The 16,651-nt window shown below is 60.8% G+C and carries 16 protein-coding genes; 12 read left to right on the top strand and 4 right to left on the bottom strand.

Annotation, left to right across the window (positions count from 1 at the left end):
• The first annotated feature begins 68 nt into the window (after positions 1-68).
• From LH19_RS17240 to LH19_RS17210, 8 genes are all read left to right on the top strand, one after another.
• On the top strand, positions 69-947 hold the full coding sequence (locus LH19_RS17240) for a DUF1932 domain-containing protein (RefSeq protein WP_054730692.1): 879 nt from the start codon (positions 69-71) through the stop codon (positions 945-947).
• On the top strand, positions 944-1,969 hold the full coding sequence (locus LH19_RS17235) for an amidohydrolase family protein (protein ID WP_054730689.1): 1,026 nt from the start codon (positions 944-946) through the stop codon (positions 1,967-1,969). Before LH19_RS17240 ends, LH19_RS17235 begins: the two co-directional genes overlap by 4 nt.
• Complete coding sequence (gene ligA, locus LH19_RS17230) at positions 1,966-2,376, top strand: protocatechuate 4,5-dioxygenase subunit alpha (RefSeq protein ID WP_054730686.1); 411 nt, start codon at positions 1,966-1,968, stop codon at positions 2,374-2,376. The genes LH19_RS17235 and ligA overlap by 4 nt, the downstream gene beginning before the upstream one ends.
• Positions 2,376-3,218 (top strand): class III extradiol dioxygenase subunit beta, encoded by an 843-nt coding sequence (locus LH19_RS17225; protein WP_054730682.1) that lies wholly within the window; start codon positions 2,376-2,378, stop codon positions 3,216-3,218. The genes ligA and LH19_RS17225 overlap by 1 nt, the downstream gene beginning before the upstream one ends.
• Positions 3,215-4,177: a Gfo/Idh/MocA family oxidoreductase gene (locus tag LH19_RS17220; RefSeq protein WP_054730679.1), complete on the top strand. Its 963-nt coding sequence runs from the start codon at positions 3,215-3,217 to the stop codon at positions 4,175-4,177. The genes LH19_RS17225 and LH19_RS17220 overlap by 4 nt, the downstream gene beginning before the upstream one ends.
• A gap of 185 nt (positions 4,178-4,362) precedes the next feature.
• Entirely contained in the window at positions 4,363-5,694 is a 1,332-nt protein-coding gene (locus LH19_RS17215; protein WP_158514443.1) for a spinster family MFS transporter, read from the top strand.
• A gap of 68 nt (positions 5,695-5,762) precedes the next feature.
• Positions 5,763-5,984, top strand: a complete 222-nt coding sequence (locus LH19_RS28765; RefSeq protein ID WP_145923506.1) for a hypothetical protein — start codon at positions 5,763-5,765, stop codon at positions 5,982-5,984.
• A gap of 534 nt (positions 5,985-6,518) precedes the next feature.
• Positions 6,519-7,604, top strand: a complete 1,086-nt coding sequence (locus LH19_RS17210) for a hypothetical protein (RefSeq protein ID WP_201258369.1) — start codon at positions 6,519-6,521, stop codon at positions 7,602-7,604.
• Positions 7,605-7,710: 106 nt separating this feature from the next.
• On the opposite strand, the gene LH19_RS17205 is transcribed toward LH19_RS17210, so the two are convergent.
• A protein-coding gene (locus LH19_RS17205; protein WP_145923318.1) for an IS3-like element ISSpma3 family transposase occupies positions 7,711-8,882 on the bottom strand; the annotation gives its coding sequence in 2 pieces (ribosomal slippage) (positions 7,711-8,630 and positions 8,630-8,882; 1,173 coding nt in all).
• Positions 8,883-8,920: 38 nt separating this feature from the next.
• Between LH19_RS17205 and LH19_RS17195 the strand changes: the two genes are divergently transcribed.
• Positions 8,921-9,526 (top strand): TonB-dependent receptor, encoded by a 606-nt coding sequence (locus LH19_RS17195; protein WP_145923505.1) that lies wholly within the window; start codon positions 8,921-8,923, stop codon positions 9,524-9,526.
• A 6-nt stretch (positions 9,527-9,532) separates the two neighbouring features.
• Positions 9,533-12,307: a M16 family metallopeptidase gene (locus tag LH19_RS17190; protein WP_082395835.1), complete on the top strand. Its 2,775-nt coding sequence runs from the start codon at positions 9,533-9,535 to the stop codon at positions 12,305-12,307.
• A gap of 118 nt (positions 12,308-12,425) precedes the next feature.
• Here the strand turns inward: LH19_RS17190 and LH19_RS17185 are convergent, their stop codons facing one another.
• Both LH19_RS17185 and LH19_RS17180 read right to left on the bottom strand, forming a co-directional pair.
• Positions 12,426-13,034 carry an SOS response-associated peptidase family protein gene (locus tag LH19_RS17185; protein ID WP_234716191.1) on the bottom strand — a complete coding sequence of 203 codons (609 nt, stop codon included), beginning with the start codon at positions 13,032-13,034 and terminating at the stop codon, positions 12,426-12,428.
• 17 nt (positions 13,035-13,051) lie between these two features.
• Entirely contained in the window at positions 13,052-13,963 is a 912-nt protein-coding gene (locus LH19_RS17180; RefSeq protein ID WP_054730666.1) for a DUF481 domain-containing protein, read from the bottom strand.
• A 510-nt stretch (positions 13,964-14,473) separates the two neighbouring features.
• Between LH19_RS17180 and LH19_RS17175 the strand changes: the two genes are divergently transcribed.
• Both LH19_RS17175 and LH19_RS17170 read left to right on the top strand, forming a co-directional pair.
• On the top strand, positions 14,474-15,073 hold the full coding sequence (locus LH19_RS17175; RefSeq protein WP_054730663.1) for an outer membrane protein: 600 nt from the start codon (positions 14,474-14,476) through the stop codon (positions 15,071-15,073).
• A 179-nt stretch (positions 15,074-15,252) separates the two neighbouring features.
• The gene (locus LH19_RS17170) at positions 15,253-15,612 is read left to right on the top strand and encodes a hypothetical protein (RefSeq protein WP_167346287.1); all 360 of its coding nucleotides are present in this window, start codon (positions 15,253-15,255) and stop codon (positions 15,610-15,612) included.
• An 800-nt stretch (positions 15,613-16,412) separates the two neighbouring features.
• Here LH19_RS17170 and LH19_RS28760 read toward each other — a convergent pair.
• On the bottom strand, positions 16,413-16,625 hold the full coding sequence (locus LH19_RS28760) for a helix-turn-helix domain-containing protein (protein WP_145923504.1): 213 nt from the start codon (positions 16,623-16,625) through the stop codon (positions 16,413-16,415).
• Between the last annotated feature and the right edge of the window lie 26 nt (positions 16,626-16,651).

The following is a 16,651-nucleotide window of genomic DNA, read 5'->3' as shown; positions in this document are numbered from 1 at the left end:
CGAAAAAAATTATGGCTACGTTGATTTATCGATTGGTGGGGGCGACCGGCGCACCATAACGATCGACCATGGTCGATGCGGTCTATATCGGATTTGGTGAGGCGGGTGCGGCGCTGGCGACGCGGGGCGCGCGGGCGCACGACGTCAAAACGTCCGATCCGCTGACGCGCGATGAAAAAAGCCGCGATTACGCGGCGGCTGGCGTGCTGGGTTTCGACGACGCGTCCGGTGCGCTCGCGGGAGCCAAATCCATCTTTTCGCTCGTGACTGCCGATCGCGCGCTGGCGGCGGCACAGGATTATGCGCCGCTGATCGACGCGGGCGCTCTGTGGATGGACATGAACAGCGTCGCGCCGGGAACGAAGCGGCGTGCTGCCGAAGCGGTCGAGGCGGCGGGCGGACGCTATGTCGACGTCGCGATCATGGGGCCCGTTCTTCCGCTGCGCCACGCCGTGCCGCTTCTGATCGCGGGACCCCATGCTGTGGCGGCGGCGGGCGTGCTCCGCAAAGCGGGCTTTTCGGACATCGCGATCGCCGGTGGGCGGATCGGCGATGCCTCGGCGATCAAAATGATCCGATCGGTCATGGTGAAAGGGATCGAAGCGTTGTCCGCCGAATGCGCGCTCGCGGCCTATGCCGCGGGGGTATCCGACGCCGTCATGGCATCGCTCGATGCCAGCTGGCGCGATGAGGGCTGGGCATCGCGCGTCGATTATAATCTTGATCGCATGCTCGTGCATGGCCTCCGCCGCGCCGCCGAAATGGAGGAGGCGGCGAGGACGCTGGAAGAACTCGGCGTCGATCCTGCGATGGCGCGCGCCACCATTTCGCGCCAGCGCGCCGTCGGGAATGTGGGCGCCGCGCCGCCCGAGGGACTGGCGGAAAAGCTCGCCATGATCGGCGCGGCAAACATGTCCGCCAACGTAAAAGAGGGACGGAGCGCGTGACCTTGATCATCGATTGCCATGGCCATTACACCGTGCTGCCCAAGGCGCATGATACATGGCGCGAGGAGCAGAAGGCCGCCTTCAAGGCCGGAGTCCCGGCGCCGCCCTATCCCGATATCTCGGATAACGATGTCCGCGCGACGATCGAGGCCAACCAGCTTCGCCTGATCCGGGAGCGCGGCGCCGACCTCACCATTTTCTCCCCGCGTGCGTCGTCCATGGCGCCGCATGTCGGCGATGAAGCGGTGGCAAAGGAATGGGCGATCCGCTGCAACGACCTGATCGCGCGCGTCGTCGGCCTGTTCCCCGAAACCTTCGCGGGCGTGTGCATGCTCCCGCAGTCGCCCAGGACCACGATGCGGAACAGCATCGTCGAACTCGAACGTTGCGTCACCCAACTCGGCTTCATCGGCTGCAACCTCAACCCCGACCCCGGCGGCGGCCACTTCCAACACCCGCCGCTGACCGACAGATATTGGTATCCTTTCTACGAAAAGATGGTCGAACTCGACGTGCCCGCGATGATCCACGTTTCGGGCAGCTGCAACCCAGCGATGCACGCGACCGGCGGCTATTATATCGCGGCCGACACCATCGTCTTCATGCAATTGCTCGAAGGCGATCTCTTCGCCGACTTTCCGACTTTGCGCTTCATCATCCCGCATGGCGGCGGCGCGGTTCCCTATCATTGGGGCCGCTACCGCGGGCTCGCCGACATGCTGAAGAAGCCCGGGCTCGATACGCACCTGATGAACAACATCTTCTTCGACACCTGCGTCTATCACCAACCGGGGGTCGACCTGCTTGCCGATGTGATCGACAACAAGAATATCCTCTTTGGCAGCGAAATGATCGGCGCGGTGCGCGGCATCGATCCGACGACGGGCCATTATTTCGACGACACTAAGCGCTACGTCGATGCGCTCGACATCGGCGATGCGGAGCGTCACGCGATCTTCGAGGGCAACGCCCGCCGGGTTTTCCCGCGGCTCAACGCGATGCTGACGGCGCGCGGAATATGACCGCGCCGAAGGACATCCACGCCTATCTGGCCGAGTTCGAAGATATCCCCGGCACCCGCGTTTTCACTGCGGCACGCGCGCGTCAGGGCTATTATCTCAACCAGTTCGCGATGAGCCTGATGAAGCCCGAAAACCGCGAACGATGGAAAGCGGACGAGGCGGCCTATCTCGCCGGCTGGCCGCTGTCGGAGGACCAGAAACAGGCGGTGCTTGCGCGCGATTACAACCGGCTGCTCAACCTGGGCGGCAACATCTATTTCCTCTCAAAGATATTTTCGACCGACGGGCTCAGCTTCGTTCAGGCGGTTAGCACGATGACCGGCGCCAGCGTCGAGGAATATCAGGCGATGATGAACGCCGGGGGGCGCTCCCCCGAGGGCGTCCGTTCGAAAGGGGAGGGGCGCTGATGGCGCGCATAACCGCAGGCGTCGGGTCGAGCCACGTGCCGCTGCTTGGTGTCGCGCACGACCAGAAGAAGGATCGCGACGCCTATTTCGGACCGATCTTTACGGGCTTCGACTGGACCCGCGCGTGGGAGAAGGCCGCGAAGCCCGATGTCGTGATCCTCGTCTACAACGATCACGCCTCGGCCTTTGACATGAAATTCATCCCGACCTTCGCGATCGGCTGCGGTGAGCGTTACCAGCCCGCCGACGAGGGCTGGGGGCCGCGCCAGGTTCCGCAAGTGATCGGCCATCCCGATCTCGCCTGGCATATCGCCCAGAGCCTAATCCTCGAAGAGTTCGACATGACGATCATCAACGAGATGGACGTCGATCATGGGCTGACCGTGCCGCTTAGCATGATGTTCGGCGACGTCGCCGAATGGCCGGTCAGGGTGGTGCCGCTCGCGGTCAACGTCGTCACCTATCCGCCGCCCTCGGGCAATCGCTGCTGGGCGCTCGGCGAGGCGATCGCGCGCGCCGTTGCGAGTTTCCCCGAGGATTTGAACGTCCAGATCTGGGGGACGGGCGGGATGAGCCATCAGCTGCAGGGACCGCGTGCGGGCCTCATCAACCAGGAGTGGGACAACCGTTTCCTCAACGGGCTGGTCGGGGGCAGCGATCATCTCCGCCACATTCCCCACATCGAATATCTGCGCGAGACCGGGTCCGAGGGGATCGAGATGGTGATGTGGCTGATCATGCGCGGCGCGCTTGGGCCGAGCACGCGCCTCCTCCACCGCCATTATCATGTCCCGTGCAGCAACACCGCCATCGGCCATATCGTACTGGAGCCAAATCCATGAAAATTGCACTCGCGGGGACCGGCGCCTTCGGGGAAAAGCATCTCGATGGCCTCAGGAATATCGACGGGGTCGAGGTGATCTCAGTGGTCGGCCGCCGGCTCGAACCGACCGAGGCGGTCGCCGCCAAATATGGTGTTCCGCATGCGACCACCGAGCTCGCTGAAGCGCTCGATCAGCCGGGCCTCGATGCCGTAATCCTCTGCACGCCCACACAGATGCATGCCGCGCAGGCGATCCAGTGCATGGACGCGGGCAAGCATGTGCAGGTCGAAATCCCGCTCTGCGACAATCTCCGCGACGGCGAGGCGGTGCTGGCCAAGGCACAAGAGACCGGGCTCACGGCGATGGCCGGCCACACCCGCCGTTTCAATCCGAGCCATCAATATATCCATCGCAAGATCGCGGCAGGCGAGATGAACGTCCAGCAGATGGATGTGCAGACCTATTTCTTTCGCCGCAAGAACATGAACGCCAAGGGCGAGCCGCGCTCATGGACCGACCACCTGCTCTGGCACCATGCCGCGCACACGGTCGATCTCTTCGCGTACCAAGCGGGGCCGATCGTGCAGGCGAATGCGATCGAGGGGCCGCACCATCCCGAACTCGGTATCGCGATGGACATGTCGATCCAACTCAAGGCCGAGAGCGGTGCGATCTGCACGCTGTCGCTGTCGTTCAACAACGACGGGCCGCTCGGCACCTTCTTCCGCTACATCTGCGACAACGGCACCTGGATCGCACGCTACGACGATCTGGTGACGGGCAAGGAAGAACCGGTCGACGTGTCGAAGGCCGATGTGTCGATGAACGGCATCGAGCTGCAGGACCGCGAGTTCGTCGCGGCGATCCGTGAAGGGCGCGAGCCCAACGCCAGCGTCGCGCAGGTGCTTCCTTGCTACCATGTGCTCCACAATTTGGCAGCGCAACTCGATGTTGCTCGGAGCGGCTGCGGCGCATGAACAGGGCGGACCTCATGTTGCGCGAGGGTTCGCTGGCTGGTCACTGGGCGGTCGAATGGAATCGCGAATATCCGATGGGCCAGGTCGGCCGAGCAGCGCGAAGCTAAAAGAACAGCCTTCACGTTTGCAACCAGCTCGCTTTCGATCCGCAACAAGAGGTCGAAGGCATGGGGAAAGGGAAGCCAATGACCGGAACGGAAGCGCCGGCGGGAGAAAGGCCGTTCCCGGTATATCCGGTCGGGCTTCTTTTCCTGATCTTCACGCTGAATTTTCTTGATCGCCAGATACTGAACATCTTGGCAGAACCGATAAAACAGGATCTCGGGCTCGCGGACTGGCAGATTGGCGCACTTACCGGTCTCGCATTCGCGCTGCTCTACACGACTTTCGGTATTCCCGTCGCGCGGCTTGCCGATCGTTACCACCGCGGAAAGATCATTGCGGTTTCGCTATTCATATGGAGCGGCTTTACGGCGTTGAGTGGACTCGCGACGAGTTTCGTTCAGCTTCTGCTGTTTCGTATCGGCGTCGGGATGGGCGAAGCTGGATGCTCGCCGGCTACTCAATCACTGATTGGGGATATCACCAGCAAGACAGTGCGTGCGCGGGCTTTGGCAATTTACGCGCTGGGCGTCCCCGTCGGGTCGCTCCTCGGGATGGTCGTCGGTGGCCTCGCGGTCGATGCCTGGGGGTGGCGCAACGCCCTGTTGCTGGCGGGCCTCCCGGGCCTGCTCGTTGCTGTTCTGGCTTTCCTAACCCTTCGCGACCCGCGATCGGCACTGCGAGATGCAGGAAGCGTGGCCAAGGCAGAGGAGCGCGACGCAATCCCAACATTCCGAGAGGCCTGCTGCGAACTGGCAGGCAAGAGGAGTTTCTGGTGGTTGGCGGGCGGCGCCGCGCTGACGTCGTTCGTCGGCTATGGACATCTCTCCTTTTACGCTTCCTTTTTCATGCGTAACCATCAGGGCGATGTCGCGGCACTGGCCGACTGGCTCGGTCTTGGCACGACGGGCGCTCTGGGTATTGCGCTCGGCCTTTTGCTGGGGGTCGGCGGAGCACTGGGAACCTACGGCGGCGGCGCTGTCGCCGATCACCATATAGGTCGCGGACCCGGCGTATACGCCGTCATCCCGGCGATCGGCACGTTGCTGGCTATCCCGTTTTTCGTGCTGGCCTTTACCTTGGAATCGGGCCTTGCATCGCTTGTCTGCTTACTTCTTCCGACGATATTCAAGAATATGTGGTATGGCCCTGTGTTTGCATGCGTTCAGAGCATTGTGCACGAGCGTTCGCGAGCAACTGCGATGGCAGTGTTCCTGCTCATTCTGAACGCGTGCGGTATTGGAGCTGGGCCTATCTCGATCGGCTTGCTCAGCGATGCTCTTGCGGCAACGCTTGGTCCGGCCGAAGGCTTGCGCTGGGCGATGATCATCTTGACTGCGGTTAGTGCTTTGGCGGGCCTCTGCTTTTTCCAAGCTCGCAAATCAATCGCAAACGACCAAGGAAGTACGCCCTAACGACGTTGCTGGCGTTTACTTTGGCGCCCGTAAATGTGCGATGCTAGGCTAACACAGGAGTAGGAACGATGCGGTATATCCATAAGACCCGATGGGGCGTTTTTGCGATTGCCCAGAACCCCAACGGTCGGTGGTCGGTACTCTTCAACGACGAGAACCTGGGAAACTATCACAGCGCGGTTGCTGCGCACGATGATCTCATCGGCGACCATTGTTTTTCCAATTCCGCGGGTCTCGATACGAGCGAGATCGGGCTGCCTAATGAATTGAGTGAATGGGCTAGGCGATGATCCCTCCTTCCTCATTTCATGGGCCGCGGTGCTTAAGCGAACCGACATGAATACCGCGGCAAAGCCGCCAGACGGGCCGCTCGCAGGGCACGATCCGTAGTTTCCGAAAAGTATCTAGTCGCCGCGAACGAGACACTGAAAGCTGGTGGCCGGTTACGGACCGTCCGCTTTGAGGGCCCAGAAAGCGATAGCCGCCGTTCGAGATTGCCGCCCCTCTCGGTGTGAACGAGATGTACTGGCTAGCCGCCATCGCCGACCGGGGCTTTCGAACTAGCCGATGTCCTATTCAAGCGAACCTGCCCTAATCGAACGATAGCGGCCACAGCCGTGAAAGCGGCTAGCTAATCCCGCAAGGTGCGAAAAGATAATTCAAGGGAAGTCGACGATTCAAGAAAAACTCGGCGCACAGCTCGTCTCGGTCAAACGTTATGGGGCCAAAATCAAGACACAGTGCCGAGCCTCGCCAGCCTTTTCTATTGAGATCAACCTAGCTTAATTGTTGGAAAGACCTAATGCACTTATTATGGTCGGAACATGAGTGAACAAAATGACCCTACCGGCACACTGGCCCCGGCTACGCGCGTGGCTAGAGTGATTGCAAGCACGACCTATCCTATCGTATCCGCATGGGAGTTCGAATTTCTAAAGGTGGAAGAGATCATCCAGGAGCGATGGGACAAATCCACGCTCTATCTCGTGGTCCAACGTCCTCTAACCTATTTCGACAACGTGACTTTCGGAGAATATTATATCAACTTCCAAATCGCTGACGGGGTGTCTCCTCCTCTGTCATGCCGGATCAATTTAGTCGCGAACGAAATCTGTCAGGACGGCGAGATAGTCCAAATAAGCGCTGGCTGGCATTCAGGAGAAGCGGGAAACGTCCAACCCCTCCGCAATGTCGGCGCCCTCAAGATCTATCGTGAAAATGGGAGTTTTGTCCTTTGGTGGAGCCCACAAAAAATCCTGTACGAGATGCTCGTGAACAATCTCATTGTGGAAATTGCGGATGATGGCAATCCGCTCACATTCTTGGATTTTAAGGTTCACTACATCGGAAAAAGTTTCTCCCAAAAGGTATGGAAACGCCTGACCGGTCACACAAAGATGCAAAAAATCCTCACGGTGGAGCGCGAGATCGGATCTTCTCCTGATGCACGCTCGCGTTTCGAGATTTCGTTGATCATATTGCGGGTCGCGGGCTTGACGGACGTTCCAATCGTCGGCGCTATTGATGAGAACCCTCTCGTTGGACCGAACCCGATCGTTCAGATGATCGACTACTCTGATGAAGCCTCCTTCGATCGTTTTCTTCATCAATCTCCGGTTCAACTTGGCGACGAATGCTTGACGCGCGAAGTCGAAGCGCTGCTCATCAACCGTTTCCGACCGGATCACAACGAGATCAAATATTCAAAGTACCCAAATATTGCCGGCGGTATGCGGTCAAATGGGTACAGCCAAACTGGGCTAACGATCGAACGCCTTCCGGCCATTTTGTACACGGATTATCAGCCCGCTACCTCACTTGCTGATGTGCATCCCGACTATAAATTTCCAGATGAGCCCGCACCTCAAATTCCATTGGTTCAGATGCTTCTCGGCACTATCGAGGAATAGAAGCCCGGCGAGTGGCAGCGTGAATCTGAAAATAACAGGGGCCCTGCCAGTGCCACTCACCGCTGCGTCTGGCCTGACGTGACCCCCTGGTTTCCACCAGCCGGGATTAGAGCCCAGCAGCTTTGTTGCGCATGAGCGCGGTGTAAGCAATGGCCTGCGCAGCGGAGCCCGAAGGGCGTAGCTGCGCAGGCCATTGCTTATGCAGTTCGGCGGCGAACGCCGCCGGTGTCTCATATCCAAGTGCCGAGTGCGGCCGCGACTGGTTGTAATCTTCGGCCCAGGCCGCGATCACTGTGCGGGCATGGTCGAGGTCGAGGAACAGCGTCTCGTTCAGAAGCTCATCACGCATCCGGCCATTGAAGCTCTCGACATAGCCGTTCTGCATCGGCTTGCCGGGTGCGATATAATGCCACTCGACGCCGACCTCACCGCACCATGCGAGCACCGCGTTCGATGTCAGCTCGGTCCCGTTGTCGCTGACGATCATCCCCGGCCTGCCGCGTTCCTCGATCAGATCGCTGAGCTCGCGCACGACCCGGCGCCCGGAGATCGACGTGTCGGGCACCGCGCGCAGGCACTCCCGCGTCACGTCGTCGACGATGTTGAGCACCCGGAACCGCCGGCCTGACGCCATCTGATCATGCACGAAGTCGAGGCTCCACCGCTGGTTCGGTAGCGCCAGCACCGGTGCGGGCGCCCGAGCACCGATCGCCCGGCGCCGGTTACGTCTTCGTCGGACCATCAGTCCTTCCTCCCGATACAGGCGCTGAGTCTTCTTCCTGTTGATCATCACGCCCTCCCGGCGCAGCAGGATATGCAGGCGTCGATAACCGAACCGGCGACGCTGCTGCGCCAGCTCGCGCAGCTTCTCCCGAACCTCGGCATCGTCACCACGCTGCGACCGGTAGCGCATGCTCTTCCGATCGGCCCCTGTGACACGGCACGCCCGCCGCTCGCTCATCCCATGGCAAGCCTGGAGATGGGCGACCGCTTCCCGCTGAACGGCGGGCGTCACCATTTTTTTGTGAGAAGATCCTTCAGCGCCGCATTGTCGAGCATCGAGTCCGCAAGCAGCCGCTTCAGCTTCGCGTTCTCGTCCTCGAGCGAGCGCAGCCGCTTCGCCTCGGACACCTCCAGGCCGCCATACTTGGCCTTCCAGTTGTAGATCGTTGCTTCCGACACCCCGTGTCGCCGCGCCAGCTCGCCGGTCTTCGCGCCCGCCTCCGCTTCCTTCAATACCCCGATGATCTGCTCTTCCGAAAACCTCAAACGCTTCATCTGTCCGTCCTTCCTTCAAGGCCGGACTCTAATCACTGTTGGAGGAAAATCAGGGGGTCACGTCACCGCAGAACAACCCCGATATGGCGACGATATGGGGCTTCGAAGTCGCGGTCGAGAAGCGGCTCACCTTCTTGCCTGGCGTACTTTCCGGTCTGGGTGTCTATGCCAACTACACTTTCTCCAGAAGCAAGAAAACGCAGACGCTCAGTTGGTTTACGGCGCCAGTATATGATTCCGCGGGCAACGTCGTGAACCGCGAGACTGTGACCTATGAACGTCAGGTTCCGTTCGACCTGTCTCCGGAAAATTCGGGCACCATAGGCCTGACCTACACGAGGCCCGGATTGGACGCCTCACTCTACTACACGGCGCAGGCCAGACGATTGGGGGCCGCGCAGGCATTCGAGATGGACTCCTATCGCGAGGCAACGAGTTCGCTCGATTTCCGGGCGGTTTATGGCTTTCGCCTAGCGGGGTCGGATGTTCGGCTCAGCTTGGAAGGCAATGATCTGCTCAAGGGTAAGAAGGACGCCCTCACGGAAGATTCGATCGGCGGCGTCAACGGCGGCCCCAAATATTATACTGGCGGCTACTATCATGGCGGCCGGCGGGTGACGGTGGGGCTTTCAGCCAGCTTCTGACGCCCTGTGGAGCATTTCGTCATACAGGAAAGACGGTCTGCGGCCTTACGCTGCAGACCGTTCATCCTGCTCCTTCTGATACTGCTGGTCGTTCTTAAATCAGGCGTTGCTTCTGCTCTTGAAAATTCGGACGACGCCCAAGGCGTTGTTCGATCCGGCATTCTACCGAACGGACTATCCTATTATGTCCAGCGGGGCGGGCAGCCAGGCGAGAAGATCAAATTGAGCCTCGTAGTCCGGGTGGGCGACGCCGAGGCTCTTCCTGCCGAGCAGCAAGTCGCCCATGTCATAGAGCATATCGTTCATGCAAAAATGACCGATCCATCAAAAGGATCGATATGGGAACGCGTTGCGCGCTTGGGCGGGCAGCGCGGTAACGATACAAATGCGGGCACCGGTTACGCCGAAACATCCTATTTTGTCCGTGTTCCACCAGACAATGCGGACGCGCTCGCTGAAGGACTGGACATTCTTCTGGGCTGGGCAACTCCCACGACGCTCACTGCCGAGGACATCGATCGGGAGAGGTCTGCGGTCATTGAAGAAGGACGTGGGACATCGACCGTCATGCGAGACTTTTTCGATGCCCAGCGCCGTACTTGGTTTCCGGGGCATCCGGTGTTTGGCTTCAGGCAGGATCCGCCGGGCTCGCTGAGCGCGTCGCCCGAGACGATCCGTTCGGTCTATCGATCATTCTATGTTCCCTCGAATATGGCAATCATCATCGTCGGTGATGTCGATCCCGAACGGGTTGCGGAGCATGTCGAGGCGCTCTTCTCCAATATCGAGTCCGTAGAGCCCGCACCGAACCGCGCAGCGATAGCTGATGTCGATTTGAAGGGCGGGCATTATGTCAAACTAGGAGGGGCGGACCAGCGAGAAACGAGGCTGCAACTGAGCTTCAAGTACAAGCGCGCGGAACCCGGCGATCGGACGCGCGCTGAAGAGATCGCAATACAGGCGATCATCGCGAAGCTCTTTGATGGGGCGTTGGAGAATGTCGTGCAGCGATACTCAGCGCCAATCAGGGGGGGAGGTGTCTCGGTCGCAGATCAATCAAACCCGGCCTCTCCGTTCGGGACCGACATTTTCCTGATGAATTTGGCCCTTAAGCGCGGTGAGGCCGCCGCGGGTCTCTCGCAAGCGCTGACGATATTATCGACGGTTGAACGCGAAGGCTTCTCTGAAGAGCATATCGAAAGGGTCAGATCAGAAATCGTTCGCAACTTCCAAGTTGTCGAGCCTTCGGTTGATCGGCTGAGCGCGGACTTAGCGAGCCTGTTCCTGTATGGTCGGCGTGACCCCGGTTCCGCCGAGGTGCGGTCCGCTATGCTCGGCGTCAGCTCGAAGGATGTCAACGCGATGCTGGCGTCTTGGCTTGATGCTAAGAACAGGGACATTATTCTAAGCTATCCTGAGCAGGATGGTGATCTGGTTCCGTCGACAGATCAATTAACGCGCTTCGAAGCGGAGGCACGAACAGCGCCTCCGGCAAAGCTTTTGCCCGGCCCAGTCCGTACGCCGGACCTGGGGGCAATGCCAGCAATCGAAAGGCGAGACGCGCCCGAGCCGGTGCTAGAGGACGGCGGGTTCCATCGGTGGATGCTACCTCGCTCGCAAGCGACGCTGCTTGTCCAGCGAACCTCGGGGGACGTGCAACTCGCGATCCTGCGACGCGGAGGGGGGAGTCGCTTCCGAGAGAAGGACGTCGATGCCGCTCTGTTCGCCGGTCGTCTTGTCGCCGCATCGGGTCTCGGAAACCTCAGCAAGTTCGAATTGGGCAGGTTTCTGAAATCGCGGGGTATGTCGGTCCGCCCCGTCGTCTATGAAGGTCGGGAAGGTGTGCTCGCGAGCGGTCCAGCCGATGACTGGATGATGGTAATCCGGCTAGCGCACGCGCAAATCACCCGGCCGCAGTGCAACCCAGATGCCTTTGCTGAATTAGCTCAGCCACCCTTTGGTGTGAGAGCCGAGCGTCAGCCGGATGAGACAGCAATCGGGCCAGAAGAGTTCAGCGCGCGGATTGCGAAAGAACTGACGCCACCAGTTGCCGAGACTAGTGCGAAGCCGGCGTTGAAGCGCGTATGTCAGATGATCGAAACGATCTTCGATGATACCCGGCACATGACGATTGTGGTCGAAGGCAATGTCGATGAGGCTGAAGTTTACGCCGCTGTCCGGGCATCGCTCGATATCCCCGGGCGACCTCCTGCGACCGCCAGACGGAGACCGCTGAGCGTTCAGACACAAGCGAAACGAAATGATTATGTGTCTGTTTCGGGAGACCTCGCAAAAGTGGCAATCGTCTCTCAAAGGCCCGCTCTGGCTAGCGAGCCTGATGAGCAGGCCGGATTCATGGTTCGGGATATTGTCGCGCAACGCCTCCATCACCGGCTGCGAGATATCGAAATGGGAACATATAGCGTCGGTGTGAATTTTTCGATGTTGGATGTTCCGGAGCGTTCAATGTTCTCGATTGGGTTCGATACCAGTCCGGAGAATGTTGACCGGCTCGTTACGGCGACCTTGGAGGAGTTAACACGATTGCGGCTCGATGGGCCTTCGGAAGTCGAGTTGAGCCAGTCGCAATCTGCCTATGCAGAAAAGTCGCGATCGGTGGCTGAGATAGCTGAAATGTGGATATCATTGGGAACGGCCGCTCCGCCCTTGGTTACGCGAATGCAGATAACCGATTGGATCGCCAAAAACTTGGTGACCGAGAACTTCCGGACGTTCGCCTTGGTTCCTCGGAAAGGACCAGTGCCGGAAGCGGAACAGTAGAGTTGGGGCATCTGAATTATACAATTGGATCTTCTACTAGCTCACGCCCTTCCTGCCCGTCGCACATGCGAGTGTCACGGTGACCGGGACGTCAACACGCCAATATTTTCCATTCTGATCATGTCGATCTATTCGTACTCCATGGCTGGTCACTTGCCACGCTATAAAGGCTCGGATCGGCGCAGATCGTGCGTGCCAGTTGGTGTGCCGAGGCAATGTCGATGGTGAGCCATGTCGCGTAATCTGACGGCTGGACGATCGCGGGCATCGTGCGGTGTGTGTGTGGTGGGCCTGCTTCGACATTGAAGCCGGCGAACCCGCTCTCTTCGCCGTCGTCGCGCCATATGCCGGCCCACGCAAAGATGGGGCGATCGTCATAGCCGAAATACGTCCGTGTCCGGGCGCCAGCCGGACCGTCTGGCAGCGCGAAGCTGTCGAGGACGATCAGACAGCGGGCTTCGGGATCGCAAAGCTCTCTCTCGTCCGGCCAGATCTGGCGGAACCAGATGTTGTGGCGGGGCGGTTCGTTGCGATGTGGCGAATGCGCGGGCGGTGGCAGGCCCCAGCGCATGGCCTCGATCCGGCGTTGTCCTTCGACCTGGCGGACGATGAGGCCGGTGCGGCCGGGCCAGAGTTCCGGCGACCAATCGGTCGGGCGCGGTCGCTCGCATTGGAAGTGGTCGGCGACTTCGCTGAGGCTGGTGCGGCAATAATAGAGTGTGGGCAGGATCGGACTCCGCTGGGTCAGAAACTATAGACGATGCTCGCGCGGCTGGTGGTCGTGGTCGGTTCGATCCCGGGATAGGGATTAGTCTCGTGGCGGGCGGTGAGTTGGAACCGCGTCGCGAGCGGCCCGATCAACTTGCCGGTGATTGATGCCTGGCCCTCGAGCGTCCCGCTGTTTGCTTCGAAGATTCCCGAGCCCGATGCCGCGAGGCTCACGCCAGGGGCGAGGATCCAGTCGAGCGCCGCGGAGCCCCGCGCGCCGAACTGGGTCTCGCTGTCGCGGTCGCCAAACCACTCGATCTGGCGCCATGATGGGCCGCCGGACACATTGAGCGCGAGCTTGGAGGCGAGGCTGAACTTGCCGCCGAAGCCGAGGCTCTGCGTCGTGCGCCGGCGGAAACCCGCGATGCGATCGCTCTCGAACGTCGCGAGGCCGGTGACGAAGGCGGTCTTCGACAGGCCGCGTCTCAAGTCCCAGGACGCGGTATAGCGTTCGGCGGCGGCGATGCCCTCAATGTCCTGATAGTCGAGCGTCGCGCGGAGTTTCTGCGACCAGCGCTCGCCGCTGTTCTCGAGCAAGGCGGCGATATTGGCATTGGCGGCGTCGGTCGGACCGCTCGTCTGACCGAGCCCGAATTCGAGGCTGCCCTTGAGATCGGCCGCCTTCGGCTTTGTGTCTTCAGTGGTAGTGTCGTCCGCTTTGGCGGGTTCGGCCACCGGGCATTGGCCGCTCGCCTCTATCGCCTTGGCGAGAGCGGCGAAGGACGCCTCCCCCGATGGCTCCGCCTTGGCGGCGAGGCGGGCGATCCTGAGCGCCATATCGCGGTCGCCTTCGGCCGCGGCGGCGCAAATCAGAGCACGCGCATCGGTCGGCGCGGCGACTGTCGTCGGCGCGAGCATGGCGGCGGTGAGCGCGAAGGCTGAAAGCATCGGAAATATCCTCCCACTAGGAAGACGCGTGAGGACTCCGAAAGCGCAACGGGACGGAGCAAGATTTCACAGGGTTGGCGGGTTTTATGTGCGCGGGGTAATGGTCCGGGCGTCAAAGTGGGTGTCCGGTGGTGGGCTGGTCGATCGCGTTTCGCTCTGGACGGCGGTTAAGTAGGGATTGGCAGGCTGGGTAATTTTATTTCGCCATCGAGTGCGGAAGTTGCGCGCTCGCGCGTCTTCAAAAATGGATACACAAACCAGAAGGATTGTCAGTCCACCAAGGCGTTAGATGGTCCACTCTCCCTCTCGTGACCATTGAACGGACAGGGCAGAGCCGCCATGCGACCCGGCGGTTCTGCCCCCTTGGGCATCTACTCCGCTCGTGTGCGGCTGTGACATTTCAGCAACTATATGTCACAATAATATAATAATATGTCTTTGATGCTGCGGACGAGATCAAGCCGGGCGTCTTCCAGTGGCAAGCTTTCTTGCGAACCAATGGAGATAATAATGAAAACTATCGTTTCGGCTGCCGCGCTCGCGGTTGCGACGCTTTCCTCCCCCGCGCTCGCCCAGGACACGGGCTTCGAAGGCGCGCGCGTCGAACTGCTCTCGGGCTATGACATCGTCGAGGGCGACGAAGGCCTCGTCTATGGCGTCGCCGCCGGTTACGACATCGCCGTCGGTCAGGGTGTAATCGGCATCGAGACCGAGCTCAACGACAGCAGCGTTCGCGAAATCTACACCGACGCGCTCGTCGCCGGGGACGAACTGCGCATCGGCGCGGGCCGCGACATCTATATCGGAGGCCGCATCGGCTTCGCTGTTGCCCCGAACACGCTGCTCTACGCCAAGGCCGGCTACACCAACGCCGCCATCGACGTGCGCTATGACGATGGCACCACCGTCGACAAGGCGCGCCCGAAGGGTGACGGCTACCGCGTCGGCGCGGGCCTCGAGCAGAAGATCAACGCGCTGTTCGGTGCCGGCGGCTATGGCCGTCTCGAATATCGTTACTCGAACTACGGCAATGTCTCCTACGCGGGCAACAGTGTCGGCGCGAACATCGATCGTCACCAGATCGTCGTCGGCCTCGGCGTCCGCTTCTGATCGAAAACCTTCCCCGGAATAGAGCCATCGTGCCCGCGCACGATGGCTTACGACCCCGGATGGGGAAGGTGGGCGCGTCCTCGCGGGAAGGCGCGCCCATCGCTTGATTGCATCTCTGCGGTGCGGTTCGTGCCGCGTCGCGCGTCTATCTTCTGGTGGAAGCGGGAAGGGGACACGCAATGGGGGGATGGACCGTCAGGGCCAGGACGATCGGACAAATCCTGGCTATGGTCGCGAGCGCGAACGTCGCGGCTGCCACCGAAGATCCTCCCTGTCTCATTCCCACCTTCGCTCTCGCTGAGACTGCCTCGCCTGCCATGCTGCGTCACGGCAAAGCCATCGTCGATGCCTATATGACCTGCATTGCGCCGCGGATCGAAGAGGCCGAGGCCGATGTTCGCGACATCGACGCTCGAAACTTGCATGGTGCGGACCGTATCGACGATCTGCGGGCGGCGGCTGCGCGGCGCGATACGCTTGTGGCGCAGCGTGATCGGGTGCTTGCCGACTGGCGACGTTTCTCGGGCGCCCGCCCCTGAGGCGCTGGTCTCGGGACGGGGGCAATCCCTCGTGCCGCCCAGACGTCCTCCCGCTGCTGGCGGCAGAGCAGACTTTGCCGCGCGGACACGTCTTTTCGCTGATCGGGGCTACGGCCGCGGGAGCCAGTGGAACTCCCGCGGCCGGGAAGCGATCCCGCGATGGGCCGGGACGGCTCCCCCCAAGACCCGACCTCGCGCCGACGGCACAGGGAATCACATGCCGCCGTGGACCGATGGGCGACGTCGCTGGTGACGTCGTCCTACCCCCGATGACTCAGACGCATGAGCCGGGCAAAACCGCACCATTTCGGATCATAAATTATAGGGACGAGCGGTTCCGGCCGCGACGCGGGTAGCTTCTCTGGAATCCCGCGCCGCGGCCCGGCAGCGCGCGCCGGGGAGACGCACAGATGCCGTGAACCTGGAGCGATTTGCTGGACTGCATGAGCATCGCCCCCCAAACTCAAGACGTCCGAAAGGGCGGTTTCCGCAACGTCAGGCGAAAATTATTTGTAGGCGCGCCCGAGCGGCCCCCAGACGCCGATTGAAGAGTGTCGTATTCCGTTCTGGCATGAACCGGATTCCGCGATGAAAGGGACCGCGAGCGCCTTTGGCGCCCGCGGTCAGAGATGGTTCGAGCCGCGAAGCATGGAGCCAGCAAGGGGCTCTGGCCGCGGCTTCGGAAATTCTGCGCCGGGTCAGACGCTGCCCCTACGAACCCGGAAGCGACGGTACTGCGGTCGCCGCTCCCTCAAGGGTAAGACGCTCGGCAGTCTTGAAATCGCAATCGGGGAGGGAATTTAGGCTGAACCTTGCTCTACTTCGATCGACCTATGGCAATCTCGTTTGCCGTCGAATGCTTCGATATCGGAAATCAGAACGCGGCGCGTCCACCCCTCGAAATGGGAAGGCAACTGACCGGACTCGATCAGGAAGACGACTGCCTGCCTTGAAAGCCCGAGCTGATCGCCCGCATCGAGAACGCTGAGCGCGGTTCGGAGCGGATTTGGCATCGAGAAACTTCCTGTCGATCCGGGCG

The sequence above is a fragment of the Sphingopyxis macrogoltabida genome (genome assembly GCF_001314325.1).
In the GTDB taxonomy this organism is placed as follows: Bacteria; Pseudomonadota; Alphaproteobacteria; order Sphingomonadales; family Sphingomonadaceae; genus Sphingopyxis; species Sphingopyxis macrogoltabida.
This window is presented reverse-complemented; position numbering and strand designations above follow the sequence as displayed.

Coding starts and splice junctions, on each gene's coding strand:
- LH19_RS17240 (WP_054730692.1), top strand. CDS start 69: ATGGTCGATGCGGTCTATATCGGATTTGGTGAGGCGGGTGCGGCGCTG.
- ligA (WP_054730686.1), top strand. CDS start 1,966: ATGACCGCGCCGAAGGACATCCACGCCTATCTGGCCGAGTTCGAAGAT.
- LH19_RS17225 (WP_054730682.1), top strand. CDS start 2,376: ATGGCGCGCATAACCGCAGGCGTCGGGTCGAGCCACGTGCCGCTGCTT.
- LH19_RS17220 (WP_054730679.1), top strand. CDS start 3,215: ATGAAAATTGCACTCGCGGGGACCGGCGCCTTCGGGGAAAAGCATCTC.
- LH19_RS17215 (WP_158514443.1), top strand. CDS start 4,363: ATGACCGGAACGGAAGCGCCGGCGGGAGAAAGGCCGTTCCCGGTATAT.
- LH19_RS28765 (WP_145923506.1), top strand. CDS start 5,763: ATGCGGTATATCCATAAGACCCGATGGGGCGTTTTTGCGATTGCCCAG.
- LH19_RS17210 (WP_201258369.1), top strand. CDS start 6,519: ATGAGTGAACAAAATGACCCTACCGGCACACTGGCCCCGGCTACGCGC.
- LH19_RS17180 (WP_054730666.1), bottom strand. CDS start 13,963: ATGCTTTCAGCCTTCGCGCTCACCGCCGCCATGCTCGCGCCGACGACA.
- LH19_RS17175 (WP_054730663.1), top strand. CDS start 14,474: ATGAAAACTATCGTTTCGGCTGCCGCGCTCGCGGTTGCGACGCTTTCC.
- LH19_RS17170 (WP_167346287.1), top strand. CDS start 15,253: ATGGGGGGATGGACCGTCAGGGCCAGGACGATCGGACAAATCCTGGCT.
- LH19_RS28760 (WP_145923504.1), bottom strand. CDS start 16,625: ATGCCAAATCCGCTCCGAACCGCGCTCAGCGTTCTCGATGCGGGCGAT.